This is a genomic window from Xanthomonas sp. NCPPB 901 (assembly GCF_056725085.1).
Genome location: NZ_CM161511.1, coordinates 877,567 through 894,522, shown reverse-complemented (window position 1 = coordinate 894,522; position 16,956 = coordinate 877,567). Strand labels below are relative to the sequence as shown.

The window sequence follows — 16,956 nt, the reverse complement described above, 5'->3', positions numbered from 1 at the left end:
AAGAAGCCATGGACGCAGAAACACGCCAACGCCGCATCCGCCAACTCGCACACGAAATCTGGGAAGCCGAAGGGCGACCCGACGGCCACGCCGCCCGCCACTGGGCCATGGCCGAACGCCTGGTGGACGCGGAAGCGGCCGCCGAAGCCGATGCCGACGCGCTGCCGCCGCCGCAAACGCGACGCAGCGCCGGTAGCGGCAGCACGTCTTCCTAAGGATCCTTCATGCCCGTGCGCAAGCTCACCCGCCGTTCGCGTATCCGCGAGGGCCTGCCGTATCCGCTGGGGGCGAACTGGGATGGCCTGGGGGTGAACTTCGCCCTGTACTCGGCGCACGCCACCAAGGTCGAACTGTGCCTGTTCGACGATCGCGGCCGCGAGATCGAACGCATCGCGCTGCCCGAGTACACCGACGAGATCTGGCACGGCTACCTGCCCGACGCGCGCCCGGGCCAGCTCTACGGCTACCGCGTGTACGGCCCGTACGCGCCCGACGCCGGGCACCGCTTCAATCCCAACAAGCTGTTGCTCGATCCCTACGCCAAGCAACTGGTCGGCGAACTGAAATGGGCGCCGGCCCTGTTCGGCTACACCATCGGCCACAAGGATGCCGACCTCAGCTTCGACCGCCGCGACAGCGCCGCCTACATGCCCAAGTGCGCGGTGATCGATCCGGCCTTCACCTGGGGCAAGGACCAGCGCCCGCAGACGCCGTGGGACAGCACGGTGATCTACGAGACCCACCTGCGCGGCACCACCATGCGCCACCCCTCGGTGCCTGACGCCTGGCGCGGCACCTTCTCCGGGCTGAAGGTGGACGAGGTGGTCGAACACATCAAGCGCCTGGGCATGACCGCGGTGGAACTGCTGCCCGTGCACGCCTTCGTCGACGATGAGTACCTGCTCAAGCAGAGCCTGCGCAACTACTGGGGCTACAACACCATCGGCTTCTTCGCCCCGCACCCGCGCTACATGGCCACGCGCACGGTGTCCGAGTTCAAGCAGATGGTGGCGCGGCTGCACAGCGCCGGGCTGGAAGTGATCCTGGACGTGGTCTACAACCACACTGCCGAAGGCAACGAACTGGGGCCGACGCTGTCGTTCAAGGGCATCGACAACGCCAGCTACTACCGCCTGGCCGAGGACCGCCGCTTCTACATCAACGACACCGGCACCGGGAATACCTTCGACCTGACCAATGCCGGCGCGCTGCGCATGGTCAACGACTCCCTGCGCTACTGGGTGTCGGAGATGCACGTGGACGGGTTCCGCTTCGACCTGGCCACCATCCTCGGCCGCGAGCACCACGGCTTCGACCCCAAGGGCGGCTTCCTCGACGCCTGCCGCCAGGACCCGCTGCTGAGCCAGGTCAAGCTGATCGCCGAGCCGTGGGACGTCGGCCCCGGCGGCTACCAGGTCGGCGGTTTCCCGCCGGGCTGGTCGGAGTGGAACGACAAGTTCCGCGACAACGTGCGCGCGTTCTGGCGCGGCGACGAAGGCCAGCTCGCCGAACTGGCCACGCGCCTGACCGGCTCGGCCGACCTGTTCAACCACCGCGGCCGCCGCCCCACCGCCTCGGTCAACTTCGTCACCGCCCACGACGGTTTCACCCTGCACGACCTGGTCAGCTACGCGCACAAACACAACGAGGCCAACGGCGAGCACAACCGCGACGGCTCGGACAACAACATTTCCGCCAACTACGGCGTGGAAGGCGAGACCGACGACGAGCAGATCAACGCCCTGCGCCTGCGGCAGATGCGCAACATGCTGGCCACCCTGCTGCTCTCGCAGGGCACGCCGATGCTGCTGGCCGGCGACGAGTTCGGCCGCAGCAAGGGCGGCAACAACAACACCTACTGCCAGGACAACGAACTGACTTGGCTGAACTGGGAAGCCGGCCCGCGCGCGCACCAGCTCAGCGCCTTCGTCTCGCGCCTGACCCACCTGCGCGCGCACTACCCGCTGCTGCACCGCGCGCGCTTCTTCGATGGCGTCTACGACGAGGAACTGGGCATCAAGGACGTGACCTGGCTGGCCCCGGACGGCGAGGAAATGACCGAAGCCTCCTGGCACGACCCGCACGCCCGCGCGTTGATGATGCGCCTGGACGGCCGCGCCCCGTCCAGCGGCCTGCGCCAGGCCGCCTCCAACGTGACCCTGCTGATGATCGTCAACGGCGCGGTCGAGGACGTGCCGTTCACCCTGCCGCTGGTCGAAGGCGAACATTGGCGCGTGCTGATCGACACCGCCGAGCGCAATGGTGAACACGGCCTGCCCGGCGGCTCGCAGTGGCACGGCATCGGCCGCTCGCTGACCCTGCTGGCGGCCGAGCGCGACAACAAGTCCGCGCCGGCGCATCACCAGAATGCGGATGCGCCAGCGGTCTGAGGTGGCGGGAGCAGCCGTCGATCTGCACAGTACTTCTAGTCAAGGCTGAAGCGCCTCCTACTTACCGTCTAAGCTTACAAGAGTTACCGAGACCCATAATTTTGAAAATTGCAGCACCATAAAATAGATGCACCGCTGCGACAGCACTAAAAGACAATTCACTGCTTCCGCTAAACATTTCCTTCCTGCACTTCAGCTTAGCTCTTGAAATTACAAAAAAAATATTACCTTTGACGAATTCATTGTCGTCTTTTATGAGGCAGCGACTTTAAAGAAACCTCACCCCTTCGTCCATTTAAAATGTAATGGACTTCGCACTCGACGCGATAATTAGAAAAAAATTCTTTGAACGCTTGATGCAACTCACGCGCCCATGGAATCCTGCCTGCACCAGGAAGTAAAAATTTGCGTATAGCATCTGCATCTTTTCGTAGATGAAAGGTCTTATTTCGCAGTTCCCAAAGAGGTTTTCGATGTTCTTTAATAAGACTCCCTACAGCATCGCTTTTCGTCGTCAACTCCCCGAACGACAAGGGACGCTCATCCCGCAGCAGCCGACGCATTCCGAGACTCTCAAATCCCTCACAAGTCACGGCAAGAAAACCCAACCAAGAACGCAAATATATCCGCGCATCAATTAACCTCTCACCACTCAAATGGCCATCCCTATCCCATTTGCGGAGCAGTTTACCGCAATTCAAAAACATTAAATCAGCCACTTGAAAATAATCATCACTAAGCAACAGCACACTATCTAGATTTCGAGGAGGCAGGGTATCCCCTGGCAATCTGGCATCAATGTCAACAGCGAACACATGCGCAACATCGCTTATATAGAATAAAACGCCCCTAGAGCAAACCAAGTATCCTTCAGCGACAGACGCTTCAAAACATCTCTCAAGATCATTCTGATCCTTGAATCCATATTCCGAAAAATTTCTCTTGGAAAACATAGAAAGACGCCAAGCATCAAATCCATCAATTTCCCCAAGATCTCCAAAATCAAAATCAACCGCTCCATCGGCAAGATAGACCTTGCATCCAGCACCATGCTTGAAGTAAGCGATACCACCATCCAACAGACCTGCCTGAGGAATATTTAATTCAATCCACCCATCCCTCGAATCAGGCATTGGAATGCCAGACCTATGCATAAGCACCAAAGCCTCATGGACCTTCGCTTGATAATCCTGAATCAGGCGAGCCAGTTGCTTTTTCACAGATGTGACGTCCCTTTAATCTTCAAAAATAAGCATAAGCGTCAGTCCATCCAAATCGTGTCCTGAACTGCTACTCCCCAGAGTAGACATCGATTTGTAGCGTGATGCTCACCTAGCGCGCACCTCGATCCACATACGGCCGCGCCTGCAACACCAGCACCTCGTCGCCGACCACAGCCCATTCGATGTCCTGATCCACGCCACCCAGCGCCTGCTTGGTCACCGCGCCGACCTTGGCCAGTCGCGCGATGAGGGCGTCGGTCAGTACCTGGTGGGTGCCGGTGATGGGCACTTCGCGCACGCCGCCAGCGGCGTTGGCCACGAGTTGGGTGTCCTCGGCCGAGCGGCTCAGCACCTGCACCGCCTTGGACCAGCTCGAATACATCACCTGCTCGGCCTGGCGCTTGCCCTCGACCACGCGAATGCCCAGGCCGCGCTTGGCCGAGATGTAAGTGACATGGCGGCGCGCGGCATCGAACGGGTCGCGGGTGATCATCACCCCGGAACTGTCGGACGGCGCCGCCAGTTGCACCAGCACCGCCATGGCCACCGCGTTCTGCGGCAGGCCGGCGGCGGCGCGCGCTTCGTAGGCCTCAAAGTTGTACACCGACGCCCACACCGTCTGCACGGCCTTGGCCAACGCATCGGCGCGGGTGACGTTGGGCACGGTGGTGTACAGGCCCGCGCCGCTGAAACCGGGCAGATCCTCGGAGTTGGACGAACTGCGCACGAACACGCCGGCGCCATGCAACTGATCGCGCCACTGCGCCTCCAGCGCGCGCACGAAGGCGGGATCGGGCGCGGCGTCGGCGATCTCGGCGCGCAACGCGGCCAGCGCGGTGCGGCGCACGTCCGCGTCGGTGGCGAAGCCGGGCCGGCGCTGCAGGTCGCGCAGGCGCTGGTCGACCTGCAGGCGTTGCATCGTTGCCTGGTAGAACGCGAACGGAACGCAGAAGCCATCCGGAACGCGCGCGGCCGGCGGCAGCACCGCTTTCAGCGTGCCGAGATTAGCCGCCTTGCTTCCGCAGGCGCGGCTGTCGCGGGCGCGCAGCACCGCCAATGGCTTGAGTACGGCCACGCTCAGGTTCGAACGCGGCAGCATGGGGGCCGCGGTGCGTGGGACGGCGGCGGGTGCGGCCGCCGGCGGACCCGCCAGCGGCGTCACCCGGTAGTCATTGTGGGTGACGTCCAGTCGCACCCAGCGGCCGTCGTACTGGCGCAACGCCGCCTGCGCATCGCGCACGTACACGTTGGGAATGCCCCAGCCCTTGGCCAGCAGGTTGACGTGCGACAACAGCGTAGACGGACGCTGCGTGACCAACCCGGCCACCGGCGCCAGCGCGATCGGCACCTCGTCCAGCACCGGGATATCGCGCGGCGACAGCGTGCGGAACTGCGCCTGCAAGCGCACGATGCGCAGCCGCCCCTCGGCACGGCCGGTGTTCAACGGCAGGAAGCGCTGCTCGCGCAGCAGCGCCTCCTGGGTGACGAACGCCAGGCCGGCGCTATTGGCTAGTTGCTCTTGCAGCGTGGAATTGGTCTTGAACCTTAGCGCGTCGTAGAACGAGCCACGCAAAGCCGCATCGGTCTGCTGCAACAAAGGCGCGGTGAGGACGTCGCCCTCCCAGAACTCATAGGTATAGCCCGGCAGATCCTGGTGCCAGCTCAGGGTGCCGAACAGGAAGCGCCGCTGCGGATCGCGGTACTGCGCCTTGAGCGCCGCCTTGCCCATGCCCGGCGCCAGACGCTGGCGCACGAACTGTTCGTGCAACGCGAACCGCAGGGTGTTGAGGTAATAGACGCGCCCGCCCTGCTGCCGGTCGATCACGAACAGCAGATGCGGCAGTTCCAGCGCGGTGCCGGCGTCGTAGACCCGCGCGAACTGCAGGAACTGCACGCGGCTGTCGAGGCGTGACAGGGAATCCGGCCCCGTCGCCGGCTGCGCGACGCCATCGCGACCTGGGCGTTGCTCGTAGGCCGAGGGCTTGCGCGCGGTCTGCGCCATGGCGGGCGCCATGCACCACAGCAGCGCGGCAAGAAAAACCCACGCCGACACGCGTGTCCAGTCAAGCGGCGGACGGGCTCGATCCATGATGCCGGTTCGGGAGGGCGAAGAGTGCGGATCATACGCCAGCCGTTTCAGCAGTGGGCTAGCTGTCTTTGCCGTGGCGCGGCGCGGTCAAGTGATGCCGCGACAGTCGACTAGATCATGTAGAAGCAATGCGAAGCACAGTGCCCCGGGAAAAAAGCGCGGGCATCGTGCATCACGCCAACGGCAGCATGACCGTCATGGCATGGATCGGCGAGGCGAAGAAGCCGTGCTTCAGATAGAACGCCTTCGCTGCATCGTCGATGGCGTGGCACAGCAACGCGCGGGCGCCGATGTGTTCGCCCACCTGCAGCGCGCGTTGCACGGCATCTTTCAGCAAACCGGTGCCGATGCCCTGACCGACCCAATCGGCATGTACGGCCAAGCGCCCAAGGACAATGACTGGAATCGCTTTAGGCATGTTGCGACGAATACGGCCTGGCGCTTCTTCGTGGCTGACTGCACCGGCGGCCAACGCGTAGTAACCCACAACGCGCTCTTCCCGATCGCAGACGACGAAGCATCGTGAGGCGTTGGAGGCCTGGTTCTGCAACGCACGCTCCCGCAACCATTTGCTCAGTTCTGGTGCGCTGCAAGCGAACTCGTCAAGCAAATGCCGTTTCTCAAGCGGACAAGGCGCAGCAAGCAACGCTCAGCGCTCCCAGGGCGCGGGCGTCGCCAACAAGCGGCGGAGCGGCGCATTCTGCTCCAGTGGGGCATCGAGCATCGCATTGAAACGCCGCAGACCCTGTGGGCTCAGCGTAAAGCGGGTCTGGTCCAACAGGACCTGACGCGCCTTCTCGCAGGCGGCTTCAAGAATGAACTCGGTCCGGTTCATGCCACTCAGTTGCGCAGCCTGATCGATCAATGCTTGCTTGGCCGCTGGCGCTCGGAAATTGATGATCTTGCTGGCGGCACTACTCATGGCGTGTTCTCCTGCCCTGGCGTGCCCCCAAGGCGGGACAGCACGGCTCTGATGCAATGGATGTATATACACTGTACATACACCTAAAAGGCAACTCAAGCAGCCTGCCTGGGCGCATTCATCTGCCGCACGAGACTCTAATTTGCGCGCATCCCATCCATCCGGCACCTTCAGCCGAGACAAGACTGGCGAGGGCGCACGCGGCATCCAGTTCACCTGACAGCAGTAGCGCCTGGCGCCATTGCCAATCGGCTTTCCGTATCGTTGCTCACCGCGGCCCACACCGCGAACCAGGGGTTGGCGCCACCGGATGGTGGCATGCACCATGACGGCCACGAGCCACCCCAGCCAAGGAACCCACATGCCGCTATATCCCCTGTTCGCCGACCTGGCCGGACGCCGCGTGCTGGTGGTGGGCGGTGGCGAGGTGGCGATGCGCAAGATCGAGGCGCTGCTGCACGCCGGCGCCGACGTGCTGGTCTACGCGCACGCGCTCAATGCCACGGTGGCGCAGTGGCTGGCGCAGGGCCGGTTGCAGAGCGCCGACGGCGCCTTCGATCCGCAGTGGCTGGACGCCGCCTGGCTGGTGGTGGCGGCCACCGACGACGACGCGTTCAACCGGCAACTGGCCGAACAGGCCGGGGCGCGGCGCAAGTGGGTCAACGTTGTGGACGACGCCGCGCTGTCGACGTTCCAGGTGCCGGCGATCATCGACCGCGATCCGCTGTTGATCGCGATCTCCTCCAGCGGCGCGGCGCCGATGCTGGCGCGGCGCCTGCGCGAGCGCTGGGAAACCGAACTGGACCATTCCTACGCCGAACTGGCGCAATTGTTCGCGCGCCACCGCGCGGCGATCCGCGCGCGCCTGCCGGACCTGCCGCAGCGCCGGCGCTGGTTCGAACAGATACTGCAAGGACCGGTACAGACGCTGCTGCAGAGCGGCCAGCGCGACGCCGCCGAACAGGCCTTCGCCGACAGCCTGCAACACAGCGACGCGGTACCGCGGCAGGGCAGCGTGTGGCTGGTCGGCACCGGCACCGGCGACCCCGGCGCGTTGACGCTGAAGGCGCTGCGGGCGCTCAACCAGGCCGACCTGCTGCTGTGCGGTGCCCAGGTGAGCGCGGCGGTGCTGAGCCTGGCGCGCCGCGATGCCAGCCGCCAGCCATTGCCGGACGATCCGGCCGCGCACCTGGCGCTACTGGTCGAACAGGCGCAGGCCGGGCAGCGCGTGGTCAGCCTGCTGCCGGGCGATGCGTTCCGGCAGCCGCCGCATGCGGCGCTGGCGGCGCAGTTGACCGACGCTGGCATCGCCTGCGAGGTGGTGCCCGGCGTCGCGCCGGGCTGAGAACTAGGCCGGCAGCGGCGGTACCGGTTCGTCGGCTGCGCGGTCGCGCTTCGCCGTCACCAGGTGCTTGCGCATGCCCACCCACAAGGCCAGCGACAGCAACGAAATGCCGCCCAGCAGCAGGAACGCGGCGCGGTAGCCGAACCCCTGCGCGATCCAGCCGCCCAGCGCCGGGCTCAGCGCCGCGCCGACGCCCTGCATCGTCATCACCGCACCCTGCCCCACGTTGACCCGGCCGGTGCCCTGCAGCAGGTGCGCCACCAGCGCCGGCACCGCCACGCTCTGCAGGCCGGCGCCGACGCCGTCGAGGATCTGCACCGGGAACACGCCCCAGGTGTGGATGACGCTGGCGGCGATCAGCCCGCGCAGCGGCAGCGCCAGGAAGGTCAGCAGCAGCACCCACCAGTGCCCGCGCACGCGGATCAGGCGCATCGCCAGCAGCGAGGCCAGCACCATGGTGGCCTGGGCGACGATGATGGTGGTGGCGGTCAGCGCGTTCGGATCGCCCTGGTGCGCGGCCACCACCGCCATGCCGTACAGCGGCAGCATCGCCGCATTGCCGAGGTGGAACAGCGCCAGCGCCGCGGCCAGCACCAGCAACGGCTTGCAGGTCAGCAGCACCGACCAGCCACTGACGTGCGCAGCGTTGGCGTCGTCCGCGTCGGCCATGCCGCGCGCGGCGCGATGATCGATCGCATCGCGCGGGATCATCAACACCGAGACGATCGCCAGCACGCCGAAGCAGCCGGTCAGCACGAACACCGCGCCGAAACCGAATTTCCAGCCGAGCACGCCGGCCAGCGCCGCGGCCACCACGTTGCCGGCATGGCTTCCGACCTGGTTGCGCGCGATCTGGTGATCGAAGCCGGCCTGCCGCACCAGGCCCAGGGTGATGCCGGACAGCGCCGGCCCCAGCGCCGCGGCGGCGAGCGCGGTCATCACCTGCGCGGCGATGACGCCCGGCAGCGTCGGCGACCACCACAGCAGCGCCGAGGCCAGCAGGATCATGCTGCAGCCGACCACCACGATGCTGCGCTTGCGCTTGGTCGCATCGACCAGCGCGCCGCCCGGGGTGGTGGCGAGCATGCCGACGATGCCGCCGGCGGTCATCACCGAACCGATCGCGCCCAGCGACCAGCCCTTGGATTGCAGGAACACGCTCAGGAACGGGCCGAGTCCGTCCTGCACGTCGGCCATGGTGAAGTTGAGCGCTTCCAGCGCACGCGTGCCGCGCGGGCGCTGGCGCGGGCCTGGACCGGCGCCGCTCATGCGCGCACCGCCGACCGCGGGCGCGGCGACAGTCGCAGGAAATCGTGGTGCTGCGCAGGCGCGACGGGCGGCATGACGGTGTCCTGGAGAGGCGGTGGGAACACAGCCGCGGCGGTGGCCCGAGGCGCACCGCCGCGACGACGTGGGACTTAGTGGGACTTCGGCTTGGGCTTCGGTTTCGCCTTGGGCCCATGCTTCGGCGCCGCATCATCCGCATGCGCGTGCAACGGCTTGTGATGAGGCTTGGGCGGCTTCGGCTTCGGCGGCAACGGCTGCAGCGTCGCGGCGCTGGCGCCCAGCGCCTGCGCGTGCAGCACCTGGCCATGCGCGGACGCCAGCCGCTCGCCTTCCGCCGCCAGCGGCTTGCCGGCGGCCAGCCAGTGCGCCGGCTCCGGCACCGCGTGCGGCGGGAAGCGCACGATCAGCCCATCCTCCAGCAGCGCGCCATGCACCTGCCCGTGCGGGCCGTGCAGCAGGCGCGCGATGGTGCCGGCGTGGCGCACCGCGTCCTGCGCGGGCTTGGGCGTGGCCGGCGGCTTGGGCTTCGGCGCGTGGGGCGCGGCATGCGGACCTTCGTCGACGATGCGCTCGGCGCCGTCGGGATCGACCGCCAGCGCCACCAGCACGTCGGCACCGCGCGACTTGAGCCCGCGCACGCCGAGGCCGGCGCCCGGACGCAGCGCCTTCAGCAGTTGCGCCGACAGGTGCGGCGGGGTGTGCACTTCGGTGCCATCGTCGAACAGCAGGCCGTCGACGTCGGCCTTGGGGTTGAGCAGGAAGCGCGCGAGCGTGCCGCGGGTTTCCGGCAGGGAATCGGGATCGACCCAATGCATTGCATTCTCCAGACGAACAAGGGGGATGCCGGCGGGGGCCGGCAGCGCCCGCCGCGAACGGCGGGCGCATGGGTCAGGCGCGATGTGGCAGCGCCTGGATCAGCGCGGTGCCGGCGGCGGCGGGGCGGCCGGCGCACCCGGCGCGCCCGGCGGCGGCGCAGCCGGAGGCGCAGGCGGGGCCGGCGGCGCGAACACGGCCTGCAACGAATTGCGATCGCGGCCGATCTGGGTGGCTTCCACCGAGCGGCCAACCTGGGTCAGCACGCCGAAGCCGTTGACGCTCAGACGCGCACCGGGCCGCAGCAGTTCGCTGTACTGCAGGGCGGCGGGCGGCGGCATGCGCACCACGGTGCCGTCGCTGAGCAGCACGCCGGCGGTGTCGCCGCGCGGACCATAGACCAGCCGCTCGATGCGGCCATCGGCCTGCAGCGGGGTCAGGGCCGGCGGTGCCGGGGGCGCCGGCGGCGGCGTCATCGGGTTCGGCGGGCGGTCGACCACCTGCTTGCCGCTGCGGCGCGCGGTGATGGTGCTGGCCTGCAGCAGCGGCAGGCTGCCCAGGCGATAGCCCTGCACCGACACCGCATCGCCACGGCGCACCGCGGCCTGCAGGTCGGCCGACAGGTGCGGCGGGAAGCTCACCTGGGTGCCGTCCATCAGCCACAGACCATCGACGTCGCCGTTGGGGTTGAGCATGAAGCGCTCGACGGTGCCGTCCACGCGCACCGGCGTGGCCGCAACAAGGGGCGCGGGCGGCGGCGGCGGTGCCGGAACGCTGCCGGGCGCCGGCGGGGCGGGAGGTGCGGGCGGCGCCGGCACCTGCGCGGTGGCAGCGGCAGCGGCGGTGGCCAGCACCAGGGACAGAGCGAGTGCGCTACGACGGATCATGGACGTTCTCCTGAGCGGCAAGGGGGCGCCGCTCGCAGGAGAGATAGTGCAGAGGCCGTGCCAACTTTTAAGTCATTGATTTTTAAATCTATCTTGCGCCGACCTGGCTTCGGTGATGTCTCCTTTCCATCCACACCTGTCCGCTTTGCGGACAGGTGTGGATGGAAAGGGATTGGGGATTTGGGATTGGGGATTCGTAAAAGCGCCTGCCATCAGGCCACGACACCCGCTTTGACGAATCCCCAATCCCCACCCCCGGCGGCGCGCCAACGCGCCGCCTATAGCCCGTACTCGTCGAGCTTGCGGTACAGCAGCTGGCGATGGATGCCGAGCCGGCGTGCGGCCTCGGCGCGGTTGCCGTGGGCCTGCGACAGCGCCGCCTGGATCATCTGCCGTTCCAGTTGCGCGATCGCCTGCGGCAGGGTCAACGCGTCGGTTTCCAGCGCCGTCGGCGCCTCGGCCGGCGGCGACGCCGCCAGCAGCTCGTCCAGGTCGTGCGCCTCGACCACCGGCGCGCGCACCAGCACCTGGCAGCGCTGCATGGCGTTGCGCAGTTCGCGCACGTTGCCAGGCCAGGGATAGGCGCGCAGGCGTGCCTGCGCCGCCGCAGACAGGGTCTGCGGCGCGCTGGCGCCGGCGGCGAGGAAGTGCTGGGCGAGCAACAGGATGTCGTCGCCGCGCTCACGCAGCGGCGGCAGTTCGATCGGCACCACGTTGAGCCGGTAGCGCAGGTCGCTGCGGAAGCGCCCGGCGTCCACCGCCTGCAGCAGGTCGCGGTGGGTGGCGGCGATCACCCGCACGTCCACCTTCTGCGCGCCGCGCCCGCCCAGCGGCGAGACCTCGCCTTCCTGCAGGAAACGCAGCAGCTTGGCCTGCATCGGCAACGGCATGTCGCCGATCTCATCGAGGAACAGGGTGCCGCCGTCGGCGTCGCGGATCAGGCCGTTGCGGTCGCTCACCGCGCCGGAGAACGCGCCCTTGCGGTAGCCGAACAGTTCGCTCTCCATCAGCTCGGCGGGGATCGCGGCGCAATTGATCGCCACGAACGGCTGCTTGGCGCGGGCGCTGGCGCGGTGCAGCGCACGCGCCGCCAGTTCCTTGCCGGTGCCGGTCTCGCCGGTGATCAGCACCGGCAGGTCGGAAGCGGCGGCCAGTCCGATGCGCTTGTGCACGGTGCGCATCGCCGCGCTGTGGCCGAGCAGCGCGTCGTCCTCCTCGGCCGGCATCGCCGGTGCGGCCTCCGGCGCGGCGTCGCCGCGGCTGCGCAGTGCGCGCTCGACCACCTCGGCGATGTCGGCGCGGCCCACCGGCTTGACCAGGTGATCGAAGGCGCCGAGCTTCATCGCCTCGATGGTGTTGCCGCTGGATGCATGCGCGGTGAGCATCACCAACGGCACGCGCATCGCCTGCGCGTCGTCCTGGCGCGCGCGCATCAGCGCGATGCCGTCCATGCCGGGCATGCGGAAGTCGACGAAGGCCAGGTCGATGCCGCCCTCGCGCAGGCGCGCCAGGCCCTCGCGCGGGTCGGCCATGGCGATCGCCTCGTGGCCGAACGAGCGCAGCGTGGCCTGCAAGGTACTCAGGAACGCCAGGTCGTCGTCGATGATCAGGATGCGCGCCATGGCAGCTCCAGGCTGAACTCGGTGATGCCGTCGCGATGCGTGTAGTGCGCCTCGCCGCCATGGGCGCGGGCGATCTCGCGCACCAGCGCCAGGCCCAGGCCGTTACCGTCGCTGCGGCCGCTGGCGAACGGCTCGAACAGATGCGCGGCCACCGGGGCCGGCACCGGCGCGCCCTGGTTGCGCACGCGCAGGCGCAGCAGGTCGTCCTCGGCCTGCGCCGCCAGGGTCACCTCGGTGCCGGGCGTGGCGTGCTGCAGGGCGTTGCGCAGCAGGTTGTGCAGGGCGCGCGCGGCCTGTTGCGGATCCAGCATCCATTGCGCCGGCGCCGCCTGCAGGCGCAACGCGATCGGCGGCGTCTGCCCGTCCCAGTCGGCCGGGTCCAGCAGTGCCTGCAGCCATGGCTGCAGGTCCACCGTCTGCCGGTGCAGGCGGATCGGCTGGACCATGCCGAGCAGGCTTTCCACCACCCCGTCCAGGCGCTGGATCTGCGCCAGCATCAGCTGCGCCTGGGCATCGTCGACACCGTCCGCGCGCGCGGCGATCTGGTTTTCCAGCGCCAGGCGCAGGGTCGCGATCGGGTTGCGGATCTCGTGCGCCACGGTCGCGGTCATGCGCCCGAGCGCGGCCAGGCGTTCGTGCCGCGACAGTTCCTCGCCGAGCCGGCGGGCTTCGGCCAGCGCCTGCGCGCTGCGCTGCGCGTAGTCGGTGACCGCGGCGCCGAGCCGGTCCAGTTCCGGCGCGCCGGTGCGCGGGATCTGCGGCACCTCGGCCGGCGTCGCCAGGGCCTGCTGGATGCCCTGCAGGCGCTGGCTCCAGCGCCGCACCACCCACCCCAGCGCCAGCGCCGAGACCACCACCAGCGCCAGGATCAGCGCCAGGCCCAGCGCCAGCGGCAGGCTGGCCGCGGCGTCGCTGGAAGCGACCCGGGTCATGGCCCAGGCCGCGGCGGTGCGGTCCAGCGGGCAGGCCGCGATCAGCAGGCTCTCGCGCTGGCCGTCGCGGCGATAGTCCACCGGATGCTGCGCCTCCACCCCGCGCTGCGCGGTGGCGACGATGACGTTGCGCTCGGCCGAGGGCACGTCGGTCTTGTGCTCGCTGCCGTCGTAGGTCGGATAGGCGTAGGCGACGAAGCCGCGCTGGCGGTCCCAGAAGCCGCCTTCCACGCCGGCGGCGTCGGCCAGCACCAACTGCGACACTACCGCGGCCAGGCCGGTGCCGTCGCTGCCGTGGGCCGCGGCGCTGGCGCCGTTGTAGCGCTGCACCATGCGCGTGCACACCTCGCGCAGCCCGGTCTGCGCGCGCTCGCTGCGCACGCCCTCGCTGTGCCGGTACAGCCCGACCAGCACCACCGCCATGCCGACGCAGGCGGCGGCGATCACGATCCAGATCAGCAGCAGTTGCCGCAACAGCGAACGGGGCATGGCCTACCTTGGGCGCGACGGAAGAGGCGGAGCGAACCGCGGCGATCGTAACCGGGACGCCGAGGTGTCGCGACTCGGCGTGACTGGCGAAACGGCGCGCGCAGATGCCAGGGGATTCGGACGGCGCGCGGCAACCGCAGTGTACGAGCCGCCCATGCGGATGCCCGGCGGCGCCGCGGTGTCGCTGGCCGCGCTCAGCGCAGATTGGTCTTGACCAGTTCCAGCACCTCGTCGCCGCGCCCGCTCATCACCGCGCGCAGCAGGTACAGGCCCAGGCCCTTGGCCTGCTCCAGCTTGACCGCCGGCGGGATCGCCAGCTCCTGGCTGGCCACGCGCACGTCCACCAGCGCCGGGCCGGGATGCGCGAACGCTTCGCGCAACGCCAGCTCCAGTTGCGCCGATTCGTCCACGCGCAGGCCCAGGATGCCCATGGCATTGCTCATCGCCGCGAAGTCCGGATTGTTCAGATCGGTGCCGGTGTCCAGGTAACCGGCCGACTTCATCTCCATCGCCACGAAGCCCAGCGAGCCGTTGTTGTAGACCACCACCTTCACCGGCAGGCCCAGTTGCGCCAGGGTGATGAAATCGCCCATCAGCATGGTGAAGCCGCCATCGCCGGACAGCGAGATCACCTGCCGGCGCGGGAACTGCGCCTGCGCGCCCAGCGCCTGCGGCATCGCATTGGCCATGGAGCCGTGGTTGAACGACCCGAGCAGGCGGCGCTGGCCGTTCATGGTCAGGTAGCGCGCCGCCCACACCGTCGGCGTGCCCACGTCGCAGGTGAAGATCGCATCGGCGTCGGCCAGCGCATCGACCATGCGGGTGACGAACTGCGGATGCAGCGGCTCGCCGGGCGCCGAGGCCACCGCCAGGTCGTCCAGGCCCTCGCGCGCCTTGCGGTAGTGGGCCAGCGACTTCTCCAGGAAGCCGCGGTCCTCGCGCCGCTGCAACCGCGGCAGCAGCGCGGCGATGGTTTCGCGCACGTCGGCGGCGATGCCCAGCTGCAGCGGGGTGCGCCGCCCCAGCGCGGCCGGGTCGTTGTCCACCTGCACGATGGTGGCGTCCTTGGGATAGAACTGCCGGTACGGGAAGTCGGTGCCGAGCATCAGCAAGGTGTCGCAATTGAGCATGGCCTGGTAGCCGGAACTGAAGCCGATCAGGCCGGTCATGCCGACGTCGAAGGGGTTGTCCCACTCCACGTGTTCCTTGCCGCGCAGCGCGTGCACGATCGGCGCGCCGAGCGCATCGGCCAGCGCCACCACCTCGTCGTGCGCGCCGGCGCAGCCGCTGCCGCACAGCAAGGTGGTGGCCTTGCTCGCCTGCAGCAGGTCGGCCAGCGTGGCCACGTCGGCGTCGGCCGGCAGGATGCGCGGCGCAGCCAGCGCCGGCCAGGCCGTCGGCGTGCCCTTGGGCATCTCCTGCAGCGCGACGTCGCCGGGGATCACCACCACGGCGACGCCGCGGCGCAGGATCGCCGTGCGCATCGCCCGTTGCAGCACCTCCGGCATCTGCGCCGGATTGGTCACCAGTTCGACATAGTGGCTGCACTCGCGGAACAGTTCCTGCGGATGCGTCTCCTGGAAATAGCTCAGGCCGATCTCCGAGGACGGGATATGCGCGGCGATGGCCAGCACCGGCTGGTGGCTGCGGTGGCAATCGAACAGCCCGTTGATCAGGTGCAGGTTGCCCGGCCCGCAGCTGCCGGCGCACACCGCCAGCTTGCCGCTGACCGCGGCTTCGGCACCGGCGGCGAAGGCCGCCACTTCCTCGTGGCGCACGTGCATCCATTCGATGCTGTCCATCTGCCGCAGCGCGTCGGTCAGGCCGTTGAGGCTGTCGCCGGTGACGCCCCAGATCCGCTCCACGCCCGCGCTGTGCAGGGTTTCGGCGAGCAGGCGGGCCATGGTCTGCTTGGACATACGCGCTTATCTCCGGGTGGGGAGCGGCATGGTCGCACCGCGCGCGTTACCGAGGCGTGGCGCCGATGGCGCATGCAGGCACGCACCTCGCCTTCGTTCAGCGCCTGGTGCGGTTGGCGTTGCAACGCATCCCGCCGGCGGCACCACGCCGCACGCACGCGACGTGCACGCCTGCGCCACCCGCGCTGGCCGACGCTGGCGGCTCCTTCCGCACTGGAATCTCGCGATGTCTGGTCTACTCTGGAAACTGGCGTTGGCCGGCACGGCCTTCGCCGCGATCCGCGCCTATCGCCGTCGGAGCCAACCCCCGCTCTCCGACACCGTCTCGTCGATGCCGCCTGCCGAACCCGACGACGGCCGCGCCACGCCGCCGCACGGCGACACCCTGCAGGCCGCCGAGCGCGCGTCGACCACTGCCAGCACGGACGATCCGGACGGCGCCGTACCGGCCTGATCCCTGCGGCGCGCAGCGGCGTGTCGCGCTCGTGGCCGACACGTCGCCCGCCGTCGGCAGCCGCGTGGTTTCAGCTCAGCCTTCGAGGCGATCGTGGGTGTCGCGGCCATCGCCGTGGCGGGCGTTGCGCGCGCGCAGTTCCGCGCCGGCCTTGCGCGCCAGTTCCTCGTACTGGCGGCGGATCTCTTCCAACCGCTTCTCGTCCAGCTCTTCCAGATCCAGCAGCTCGTTGTTGGCCTTGGCACTGACCCGGATCAGCTCGTCGAGCTTGATCTGCATCGCCGCGGTGTCGGCGTTCTGGGTGTGCTGGATCAGGAACACCATCAGGAAGGTGATGATGGTGGTGCCGGTGTTGATGACCAGTTGCCAGGTGTCGTTGAAGCCGAACACCGGCCCGCTGAGGCCCCAGATCAGCACGATCGCCACGGCGATGCAGAACGTCCATGGCGTGCCGGCGGCATAGGACGCCTTCTTGGCGACGACATTGAACAGTTTGGCAGGTTTCATCGCAGGCCCTCGCGCAACCGGAGATGCCTGCGCCACAGCCGCCGGCCTCTGCAGGCGCTCCGGATGATCTGAAGCGC

15 protein-coding genes and 1 other RNA gene are annotated in these 16,956 nt (G+C 68.2%); 4 read left to right on the top strand and 12 right to left on the bottom strand.

Annotation, left to right across the window (positions count from 1 at the left end; translation table 11 throughout):
* Window positions 1–8 precede the first annotated feature (8 nt).
* Complete coding sequence (locus AC1PME_RS03705; protein WP_254460340.1) at window positions 9–215, top strand: DUF2934 domain-containing protein; 207 nt, start codon at window positions 9–11, stop codon at window positions 213–215.
* 9 nt (window positions 216–224) lie between these two features.
* Window positions 225–2,390, top strand: coding sequence for a glycogen debranching protein GlgX (gene glgX / locus AC1PME_RS03700; protein ID WP_481097340.1), 2,166 nt, complete (start codon window positions 225–227; stop codon window positions 2,388–2,390).
* A gap of 239 nt (window positions 2,391–2,629) precedes the next feature.
* Here the strand turns inward: glgX and AC1PME_RS03695 are convergent, their stop codons facing one another.
* From AC1PME_RS03695 to AC1PME_RS03680, 4 genes are all read right to left on the bottom strand, one after another.
* Window positions 2,630–3,610 (bottom strand): DUF6896 domain-containing protein, encoded by a 981-nt coding sequence (locus tag AC1PME_RS03695; RefSeq protein ID WP_481097339.1) that lies wholly within the window; start codon window positions 3,608–3,610, stop codon window positions 2,630–2,632.
* A gap of 112 nt (window positions 3,611–3,722) precedes the next feature.
* Complete coding sequence (locus AC1PME_RS03690; RefSeq protein WP_307548530.1) at window positions 3,723–5,615, bottom strand: PEP/pyruvate-binding domain-containing protein; 1,893 nt, start codon at window positions 5,613–5,615, stop codon at window positions 3,723–3,725.
* A gap of 259 nt (window positions 5,616–5,874) precedes the next feature.
* Window positions 5,875–6,312 carry a GNAT family N-acetyltransferase gene (locus tag AC1PME_RS03685; RefSeq protein WP_307548528.1) on the bottom strand — a complete coding sequence of 146 codons (438 nt, stop codon included), beginning with the start codon at window positions 6,310–6,312 and terminating at the stop codon, window positions 5,875–5,877.
* A 39-nt stretch (window positions 6,313–6,351) separates the two neighbouring features.
* Window positions 6,352–6,624, bottom strand: a complete 273-nt coding sequence (locus AC1PME_RS03680) for a type II toxin-antitoxin system TacA family antitoxin (RefSeq protein ID WP_254460335.1) — start codon at window positions 6,622–6,624, stop codon at window positions 6,352–6,354.
* A 361-nt stretch (window positions 6,625–6,985) separates the two neighbouring features.
* Here AC1PME_RS03680 and AC1PME_RS03675 point away from each other — a divergent pair, with 361 nt between their 5' ends.
* Window positions 6,986–7,969, top strand: coding sequence for an NAD(P)-dependent oxidoreductase (locus AC1PME_RS03675; protein WP_481097338.1), 984 nt, complete (start codon window positions 6,986–6,988; stop codon window positions 7,967–7,969).
* Between the two features lie 3 nt (window positions 7,970–7,972).
* Here AC1PME_RS03675 and AC1PME_RS03670 read toward each other — a convergent pair whose 3' ends face one another.
* The 7 genes from AC1PME_RS03670 to poxB form a co-directional block, all read right to left on the bottom strand.
* Window positions 7,973–9,238: an MFS transporter gene (locus tag AC1PME_RS03670; RefSeq protein ID WP_307548523.1), complete on the bottom strand. Its 1,266-nt coding sequence runs from the start codon at window positions 9,236–9,238 to the stop codon at window positions 7,973–7,975.
* Window positions 9,239–9,387: 149 nt separating this feature from the next.
* Window positions 9,388–10,071, bottom strand: a complete 684-nt coding sequence (locus tag AC1PME_RS03665) for a hypothetical protein (protein ID WP_481097337.1) — start codon at window positions 10,069–10,071, stop codon at window positions 9,388–9,390.
* 99 nt (window positions 10,072–10,170) lie between these two features.
* Window positions 10,171–10,956 (bottom strand): hypothetical protein, encoded by a 786-nt coding sequence (locus AC1PME_RS03660; protein WP_307548519.1) that lies wholly within the window; start codon window positions 10,954–10,956, stop codon window positions 10,171–10,173.
* A 278-nt stretch (window positions 10,957–11,234) separates the two neighbouring features.
* Window positions 11,235–12,578, bottom strand: coding sequence for a sigma-54-dependent transcriptional regulator (locus AC1PME_RS03655; RefSeq protein WP_481097336.1), 1,344 nt, complete (start codon window positions 12,576–12,578; stop codon window positions 11,235–11,237).
* A complete protein-coding gene (locus tag AC1PME_RS03650) occupies window positions 12,563–13,999 on the bottom strand; it encodes a sensor histidine kinase (RefSeq protein ID WP_481097335.1) in 1,437 nt (478 codons plus the stop codon). The genes AC1PME_RS03655 and AC1PME_RS03650 overlap by 16 nt, the downstream gene beginning before the upstream one ends.
* Window positions 14,000–14,080: 81 nt before the next feature.
* Window positions 14,081–14,155: non-coding RNA, sX9 sRNA (locus AC1PME_RS03645), on the bottom strand.
* A 38-nt stretch (window positions 14,156–14,193) separates the two neighbouring features.
* Entirely contained in the window at window positions 14,194–15,903 is a 1,710-nt protein-coding gene (poxB, locus tag AC1PME_RS03640) for a ubiquinone-dependent pyruvate dehydrogenase (protein WP_254461336.1), read from the bottom strand.
* Window positions 15,904–16,144: 241 nt separating this feature from the next.
* Here poxB and AC1PME_RS03635 point away from each other — a divergent pair, with 241 nt between their 5' ends.
* On the top strand, window positions 16,145–16,372 hold the full coding sequence (locus AC1PME_RS03635) for a hypothetical protein (protein WP_481097334.1): 228 nt from the start codon (window positions 16,145–16,147) through the stop codon (window positions 16,370–16,372).
* A 75-nt stretch (window positions 16,373–16,447) separates the two neighbouring features.
* Here the strand turns inward: AC1PME_RS03635 and AC1PME_RS03630 are convergent, their stop codons facing one another.
* The gene (locus AC1PME_RS03630) at window positions 16,448–16,879 is read right to left on the bottom strand and encodes a low affinity iron permease family protein (protein WP_481097333.1); all 432 of its coding nucleotides are present in this window, start codon (window positions 16,877–16,879) and stop codon (window positions 16,448–16,450) included.
* Between the last annotated feature and the right edge of the window lie 77 nt (window positions 16,880–16,956).

Excerpts from the sequence above, each read along its gene's own strand:
- AC1PME_RS03705 (WP_254460340.1), top strand. The coding sequence starts at position 9 with ATGGACGCAGAAACACGCCAACGCCGCATCCGCCAACTCGCACACGAA.
- glgX (WP_481097340.1), top strand. The coding sequence starts at position 225 with ATGCCCGTGCGCAAGCTCACCCGCCGTTCGCGTATCCGCGAGGGCCTG.
- AC1PME_RS03690 (WP_307548530.1), bottom strand. The coding sequence starts at position 5,615 with ATGGCGCAGACCGCGCGCAAGCCCTCGGCCTACGAGCAACGCCCAGGT.
- AC1PME_RS03680 (WP_254460335.1), bottom strand. The coding sequence starts at position 6,624 with ATGAGTAGTGCCGCCAGCAAGATCATCAATTTCCGAGCGCCAGCGGCC.
- AC1PME_RS03675 (WP_481097338.1), top strand. The coding sequence starts at position 6,986 with ATGCCGCTATATCCCCTGTTCGCCGACCTGGCCGGACGCCGCGTGCTG.
- AC1PME_RS03670 (WP_307548523.1), bottom strand. The coding sequence starts at position 9,238 with ATGAGCGGCGCCGGTCCAGGCCCGCGCCAGCGCCCGCGCGGCACGCGT.
- AC1PME_RS03665 (WP_481097337.1), bottom strand. The coding sequence starts at position 10,071 with ATGCATTGGGTCGATCCCGATTCCCTGCCGGAAACCCGCGGCACGCTC.
- AC1PME_RS03660 (WP_307548519.1), bottom strand. The coding sequence starts at position 10,956 with ATGATCCGTCGTAGCGCACTCGCTCTGTCCCTGGTGCTGGCCACCGCC.
- AC1PME_RS03655 (WP_481097336.1), bottom strand. The coding sequence starts at position 12,578 with ATGGCGCGCATCCTGATCATCGACGACGACCTGGCGTTCCTGAGTACC.
- AC1PME_RS03650 (WP_481097335.1), bottom strand. The coding sequence starts at position 13,999 with ATGCCCCGTTCGCTGTTGCGGCAACTGCTGCTGATCTGGATCGTGATC.
- poxB (WP_254461336.1), bottom strand. The coding sequence starts at position 15,903 with ATGGCCCGCCTGCTCGCCGAAACCCTGCACAGCGCGGGCGTGGAGCGG.
- AC1PME_RS03635 (WP_481097334.1), top strand. The coding sequence starts at position 16,145 with ATGTCTGGTCTACTCTGGAAACTGGCGTTGGCCGGCACGGCCTTCGCC.
- AC1PME_RS03630 (WP_481097333.1), bottom strand. The coding sequence starts at position 16,879 with ATGAAACCTGCCAAACTGTTCAATGTCGTCGCCAAGAAGGCGTCCTAT.